General features: G+C 41.1%; 7 protein-coding genes. 3 read left to right on the top strand and 4 right to left on the bottom strand.

The features are described 5' to 3' along the window. The coding region (locus VB740_RS04545; RefSeq protein ID WP_416289197.1) for an eIF2A-related protein at positions 1 to 2,217 on the bottom strand (2,217 nt) is incomplete at its 3' end. 333 nt (positions 2,218 to 2,550) lie between these two features. Here VB740_RS04545 and VB740_RS04540 point away from each other — a divergent pair. Both VB740_RS04540 and VB740_RS04535 read left to right on the top strand, forming a co-directional pair. Then, on the top strand, positions 2,551 to 4,434 hold the full coding sequence (locus VB740_RS04540) for an ArsA family ATPase (protein ID WP_323198874.1): 1,884 nt from the start codon (positions 2,551 to 2,553) through the stop codon (positions 4,432 to 4,434). Between the two features lie 45 nt (positions 4,435 to 4,479). Continuing rightward, complete coding sequence (locus VB740_RS04535) at positions 4,480 to 4,764, top strand: hypothetical protein (RefSeq protein WP_323198873.1); 285 nt, start codon at positions 4,480 to 4,482, stop codon at positions 4,762 to 4,764. A gap of 30 nt (positions 4,765 to 4,794) precedes the next feature. Here VB740_RS04535 and VB740_RS04530 read toward each other — a convergent pair whose 3' ends face one another. Next, a complete protein-coding gene (locus tag VB740_RS04530; RefSeq protein WP_323198872.1) occupies positions 4,795 to 5,049 on the bottom strand; it encodes a hypothetical protein in 255 nt (84 codons plus the stop codon). Positions 5,050 to 5,052: 3 nt separating this feature from the next. Beyond that, positions 5,053 to 5,250, bottom strand: a complete 198-nt coding sequence (locus tag VB740_RS04525; RefSeq protein WP_323198871.1) for a hypothetical protein — start codon at positions 5,248 to 5,250, stop codon at positions 5,053 to 5,055. A 344-nt stretch (positions 5,251 to 5,594) separates the two neighbouring features. On the opposite strand from VB740_RS04525, the gene VB740_RS04520 reads away from it, so the two are divergent. Beyond that, positions 5,595 to 6,959, top strand: a complete 1,365-nt coding sequence (locus VB740_RS04520) for an anthrax toxin-like adenylyl cyclase domain-containing protein (RefSeq protein ID WP_323198886.1) — start codon at positions 5,595 to 5,597, stop codon at positions 6,957 to 6,959. Positions 6,960 to 7,016: 57 nt separating this feature from the next. Here the strand turns inward: VB740_RS04520 and VB740_RS04515 are convergent, their stop codons facing one another. Next, a complete protein-coding gene (locus VB740_RS04515; RefSeq protein WP_323198870.1) occupies positions 7,017 to 7,244 on the bottom strand; it encodes a hypothetical protein in 228 nt (75 codons plus the stop codon). Positions 7,245 to 7,268: the final 24 nt, after the last annotated feature.

Genomic DNA, 7,268 nt, shown 5'->3' with positions numbered 1-7,268 from the left:
CCAAGGTTGACCAATGGGGTTGCCGTGAATATCCCATAAGCGCACTGTCGAATCATTGCTGGCACTGACAATCCACTGACCATCAGGGCTAAAGGCGACAGAATTAACCCAATTCTCATATTTGCGCTGCGATCGCCCGATGACCCGATCTTGTAGTATTTGATCTAGCTCCCATAAACGCACAGTGCGATCGCCACCACTAATAATCAGCTTGCCATCGGGGCTAAAAGCTAAGGAATTAACCTGTCCTTCATGTCCCCGCCAAGGTTGAGTGATGGGGTTGCCATTGATACTCCACAAGCGTATTGTGCGATCGCAGCTACCACTAATAATAAACTTACCATCAGGGCTAAACGCGACAGAATTTACATGTCCTTCATGCCCGTGCCAAGGTTGACCGATGGGATTACCTTGTATGTCCCACAACTGCACTGTCGAATCACTACCACCACTGACAATAAACTTGCTATCAGAGCTAAAGGCGACGCAAATAATTTTCGCCTCATGTTTGTGCCAGGGTTGAGTGATGGTGTTACCTTGTAAATCCCACAAACAAACCGTTCCGTCAAAACCAACGCTGACAATAGAATCGCCATTTGGGCTAAAGGCGACGGAAATAACTCCTTCCTTGTGTCCGCGCCAAGGTTGATTAATGGCGTTACCTTGAAAATCCCACAAACACACTGTTCCGTCAAAACCAACACTGATAATGCAATCGCCATTTGGGCTAAAGGCGACGGAAATAACTCCTTCCTCATGTCCCTGCCACGGTTGAGCAATGAGATTACCTTGTAGATCCCATAAACACAAAATTCCGTCAATACTGCCACTAACAATAAACTTGCCATCAGGACTAAAAGCTAGACAATTAACCTCTTGCTCGTGCCCACACAAAAATTGAGCAGTAGGATTGCCAATGATATTCCACAAGCACACCGTAGAATCGCTACTGCCACTGGCAATAAACTTGCCATCAGCACTAAAGGCTACACAATTAACCTCTTGCTCATGTCCGCGCAATCTATTCGTCTCTGTGGGTGTGTTCATTGCCTCCTTTAAGCTTCCCAAAACAGGGGCTAGAAGCTGGTTTGGGTATTTCTCTAGATTCTCACCCATTGTTTGAATTGCCAGCACCAAACCCTCTAGCGGTTGGACAGGAAGTAAATTCAAAACCCTGGCGGATTGCTCGCGCAGTTTTAATTCAGTCAGTGCAAGGTTTAACTTTTGAATCTCTTGTTCCTGGCGATCGCGCCATCCAACACGAGCATTAATACATTGATTAGCTTGTTCACTTAAATAACCAAACGTTTGCTCTTTTAGTTCTTTATAAGTCTTTGTCTTCAGAACCCGGTTTGCAATATTTTCCCTTTCCCACAGCAAATCTAAGGTGTATGCCAGAAGTGGTAAATAATCATTTTGTTGGTGAAAATCATGAATAATTTGCTCAACTAATCCTTGTTCAAAAGTAACGCCATTTCTAGCAGCAGGTTCAGCGATCGCTAACTTTAGTTCTCCATCGCTCATTCTAGTGAGTATACGACTATAGCGATCGTGAATCTTTGCAAGTTGGGGATACTCACTAAATTTATCCAGAAAATCAGACCGCATTGTTAAAACAATTTTGACAGAGCTATCCTGTTGCTGGGAAAGTTGAAAGAGACTAGCAAAAAATTTATCACGTTCCGGCTTTTGAGTTTTCGTAAACAGTTCTTCAAATTGGTCAATAAAAATTAGAATGCACTGATAATCTTGTTTGAGTAATCTGACAATTTTAATTAGGGTATTTTCTCTTATTTCTCGAGCAATATCCGCTATTTGCGATTTTCTCCCATAAGTAGAAGCAAGACACTGATAAAGAGATTTAAAAGGATTTTTATCTGGGTGAAAACTTATATTAATTAACGAATTTTTATGAGATCCCAAATAAGGAATTAAACCTGCCCGAATCAATGATGATTTGCCAGTGTCTGATGCTCCTAAAAGCAAGAGGATATTATCTTGATTTAAGCGATCGCCCAGATTAGCAATCCACTTCTCCCGACCAAAAAATTTTTCGTTATCTTTAATTTCAAAAGTTTTTAATCCTAAGTAGGGAGAGCCTGTTTTGAGTGGACGGCAATGAATGTCCTCAAAATTACTGTCAGAAAAAAAGTCGTATTCAGAAATACATTGGACATTAAACCCAATATTTATATCGCCTTCATAACTGTTAACCATTTATATCTCCTTACCTTTGGACACCTCTGGCTAAATCTTTACTTCAGTTATAGTTCCTCGGCTAATCTTTGTAAGTAACTCAACAAAATTAATTACCGAAGAAAGGCAGAAGGCAGATATCTACCAATTTGGGCGACTAGAAGTCGCAGCTACACAGGCAAAGTCCACCTCCGTGGACTAATGAAAAAGTAAGAATCTTAACCCGCGCAGGCGGGTTTTGTCTGTATAGCCGCGACTTCTAGTCGCCAAGGCTAGTTTTAAATAGGTTTATTCAGCAAAATTACTTAAGTAAATTTCAAAAATATGTAGTAACTTTATCCTAAAACGCCAGAAATGACAAACGGGATGGAACTTTTTGATAACCTACACCTTGCTATGTTTAGCGGCAAAGGTGGAGTCGGAAAAACGACAATTTCCTGCACCTTTGCATGTCGTTGGGCGCAGAAATTTGCTAATGAGCAAATTCTTTTAATCTCAACCGATCCGGCTCACTCTCTTGGAGATGTCTTACAAGTTAGCGTTGATGACATTCCTCGTCCCATAGCAGAAATACCTAATCTACTAGTAAGGGCGTTGGATGCAAAGCGTCTGCTACAAGACTTTAAAGAACGTTATGGTCAGGTGTTAGAACTGTTAGTGGAGCGGGGTAGTTTTGTTGAAGGAGAAGACTTGTCTCCAGTTTGGGATTTAAATTGGCCTGGACTGGACGAGTTGATGGGCTTGTTAGAGATCCAACGCCTTTTTCAGGAGCAGCGGGTAGATCGAGTAGTAGTAGATATGGCTCCTAGCGGTCATACTCTGAACTTATTTGGATTGATGGATTTTTTAGACACTTTCCTCCACTCTCTCGAACTGTTTCAAGAAAAGCATCGGATTATTAGCAAGACCTTTGCTGGAAGTTACACACCCGATCGCGCTGACGATTTTTTGCAAACCCTGAAAGCTGAACTGTCGCAAGGTCGTCGTCTCCTTCAAGATCCTACCCATACAGCTTGTTTGTTAGTTGCGATCGCCGAACCAATGAGTTGGTTGGAATCAAAACGGTTCCTAGAAGCCTTACAAACTTTGCAGGTTCCTTGCGGAGGGTTGTTTGTTAACCAAGTCCTTGCCAGTGCGACTGACCCAGATCGTTACCAAGAACAACAACCGCTGATCGGTCAGTATACGGATCTTGCTAACGAAAAGCCGATTTTTATTGTGCCACAGCAAGATGAGGAGCCTTTAGGGATTCTAGCCCTCAGCCATCTCATCAACCAAATCCATGTTCCTCAGCTTGAACCGCTATCTCTTATCGATCTACTCCCAATTCAATGGCCTGAAAAAATTCCTCCCAGCTTTGGAGATTTTCTGACCAAAGGTCGTCGCCTGTTACTAATTGGCGGTAAGGGTGGAGTAGGCAAGACCACAGTAGCAGCTGCCATTGGTTGGGCTATGGCTCAACAACATCCCGATCGTAAAATTCGCATGGTTTCCATCGATCCAGCCCACTCGTTGGGTGATGCCTTTGGTCTAAGTTTAGGACACGAACCATATCAAATAACTGCCAATCTTCGAGGTCAGGAAGTAGATGGCGATCGCATTCTCGATCAATTCAGAGCCGATTACCTATGGGAACTGGCCCAAATGATGAGTGGCGAAACCCAAACAAGCGAAGCTATTGAAATGGCCTATGCTCCTGTTGCCTGGCGCAAAATTGTCGATCAAGCTTTACCAGGGATTGATGAAATGCTTTCCCTGTTAACAGTAATGGAATTGCTAGAGCAGCAAGAAGAAGACTTAATTATTTTAGACACTGCTCCTACAGGTCATCTGCTGCGTTTTCTAGAAATGCCAACTGCATTAGCAGACTGGCTAGGTTGGATTTTCAAACTCTGGATCAAGTATCAGAATGTCCTTGGTCGTACAGAGTTTATGGGGCGTTTACGAACTTTGCGACAGCGCGTAGTCAAAGCCCAAAAAGTGCTAAAAGACCCACAACAAGTAGAGTTCATTGGGGTTACGCTTAACCAGGCTAGCGTACTTGCCGAACAACAACGCTTGTTCAAATCTATGCAAGAAATAGGTGTGAGCCAGAATTACCTTGTTCTCAACCGCTTTACTTCTACAGCAACCATTAATTGCGATTTTCCAGGTTTGACAATGGTTCGCTTACCAATGCTTCCTCGCTCAGTTCAGCCTTTAGAACGCATCCAAGCAGCAGCCGGCTGTTTATTTTAACGGCTAATTAGACTAAATACTTTCATACCCAAAGAGAAATTTATTATGCATCGCACTCCAAACCGCAGACAAATTCAAGCCAAACTTAGCACCATGCCTCCTCAACGTTCTCAAGCAACAGCTTACTTAAATGCTTACAAAATGATGTTAGAGAAGGAGCGTTTAGAGGAGGAACTAGAGAAACTCGAAGCACGCCGACATCAGATTCAGCAGCGTCTTGCTATTTTAAATAGTCAAACGATTGCTGAAGGGGACATAAGCCATCAGCAAGTAAATACAAACTTGGAGGACAATACACCAAAATTCAAAACCTTAACATTGGAATACTAAGTAGTCCTTCACAAGAAAATCTCTTCCCTCCTAGTTTGACAAAACTGATTGAATGTAACTTTTTATATCTCTAATTGAAAGATTTTCTTCAATAGTTTTCACTAGAAGTTGATATCGCTGATCTTCGTCTTTCAATTGAGCGATGATACGGGCTTTGGTATATTCTAGTTGTCCTTGGCGCAAAATTTCTAGAACATCTTTAGGTAAATTTAGTAAAGGTAAGCGATGACTACGAAAACTGTCTGGAGTTAACTTACCTATTACTGAAAATATCTTTTCTACCATTTCCTATTGGTTACGAACAACGTTGTTCATAGTTTCTATTTTTTGCTTTTGGAGGTTAGCAATATGATTGAGTAGGGAAATAACTTCTCCTTGAGAGCATTCCAAGCGGATAGATATAAGTTTCAAAATAGCTTCAGTTTCCTCAACCGGATTTAAATCTTCCCGTTGCAAATTTTCGAGGAGGGTTCTAATAATCACCATAAAACTACCGATAAAACCATATTTTTCAGTATAAATACCAATGTAGCAAGCAGGTTTGCTGTTTTAAACTGCTTATGTAAAGGGTAACTCTTTACACAACTTTGTAACAAGATTAATTATCCTAATCTACGTAACTATATTTCTAAGTCATTGAGCCAGCACTATTACTCAGTTATAGAGACTTGATGTGTTATAAAACAGTTTTTATCCAGAAGACAAAACCTTTTTGGTGCAGGCTGTTTTTATCTGTAGTATCAAGTTGAGTATAGTCCAGACTCGAAAAATTTAGATATCACTCACTCAAGCCGTTAGGTAGATAAAAACTATATTTGAGGACTTTGGAAATGCCCCTAGATACTATCAAAACACCTGTGGTCTTTAGCAAAGAAAGATTGCGGGATGAACAAGGCTTCCCGCCGGAACACATTGAAGCTTTTCTAACAGTTGCTAAAGAAAAGGCGTGCGTTATTCTCACGCGTACTCCTGGTTCGTCGTGTGAAGGACCACTAGCTGAAGGCTATGCTGCAAAGAGTTTCCATATTAAAGCTAAATCTTGTAATTGGGGTGCAACCGCAGGTTTCCTTTGTCTTGATCCTTTTATGAACAAGAGCATAAAGGAAGGCGCATTGGATAACTTGAAGGAAAACTTCAAGTCTATGACAGAGAAGTACGAAGGTAAGACCGCAAATGCTATTCGGTTACAGATATCAGATACACGCCTCAATTGGCTAATTACAAATAAAAAACTTCAAGGCGGATATAGCCCTGATAAATCTTACTTCATTGCTACATCTAGTACTGGCGAAAAAGACAACTCAATCACTGTAGATTTTTTACTTGTTAGGGATCAGATATTTCCAGAATTGCTTATTTGGGATGTGTACTATGATGCTGGCAAACTCTACGGTTTGAACAGTCAGAAACCTACTAGTAAGGATCTTGCAATAGTTCAAGAAAACTTCTTGAAACATGACAAGGTAAAAAATAAAATAGCAGAGAAAAACCTGAGTCCAGAGGAAATTAATAAATACTTTAAAACATTCTGGGATAAGCTGGTCGTTGAAAGTGAAAAATGGCCACTCAATTTCACTAATAACAAAAAATACAATCATTATGTTCCAGCCTTTGCGGTGACAAATCCGCAATTAGAATACGATTTGGGTACAATGGAAGGGTACAAAAATGCCGTTACTGGAGACTATGATTTGTTCGCTGTTTGGCCAAAGATAGCAGACAAGTCTTTAGACAGTCGTGTAGCTGGAATGACTCTCAATACAACTAGCACAATGATTGGTGATGGTGAGAAGAAAAGCCGCATTGGGCAGGTTGTAGGTAATATTTCTGGACGTGTGTATGAAATTGCCCAGCAACTTAATGCCACAATTATGCAAAAGACTGTCGGTAGCAAGTCTGGTGTGTATGCAGTAAATCGCGTTTTCCATAGCGATGAGGCTGGGCGGCCTTACTTGAATGAAGTGGATGAAGCTGCTGTCTTTACTCCAGATGGTGAAATATTTATGGTTTCACCTGACAAAGATACTAAGCAAGCTTGGCAGCTTTCGAGTCTGATACGTACTTGCAAAAAGAAAGGCTATACAATATACGCTAATGTAGCCTGGATGAAGTTCCTTGATGATGATGTGAAAAATATGGTTACTTGGTCGGAGGCTGTTCCAGAAACACCTCAACCAGTTGCGGCCAAGAAATAACGTTAATTAGGTATTTGAGTGCGATCGCTTCTCTAGTGAAAAGCGATCGCTTTTTGCTTAATCGCTGTAATTTTCTAGAAAGTAGCTAGAAGAGTTGGAATTAGGTGTAAATTTCCATGAATGTGATGCAGCACCACCAAAAGTATTGACAGAAAAATCAGTAGATATAGTTTTGATAGTTTCTTCAGAAATACTGGGTTCTTTGAGAAATTCCGCCCACACTTGAAAAGTGTGATAATAAGTGCGGTATTTTTCGGAGGCGGAGCATCTCCGGCTCCGCTTCAATATTGAAGAACCATTAAAACTTGG

The sequence above is a fragment of the Nostoc sp. UHCC 0251 genome (genome assembly GCF_034932245.1).
Taxonomy (GTDB): domain Bacteria; phylum Cyanobacteriota; class Cyanobacteriia; order Cyanobacteriales; family Nostocaceae; genus Nostoc.
The sequence above is the reverse complement of the archived record's forward strand: the minus strand, read 5'-3'. Positions and strand labels throughout refer to the sequence as shown.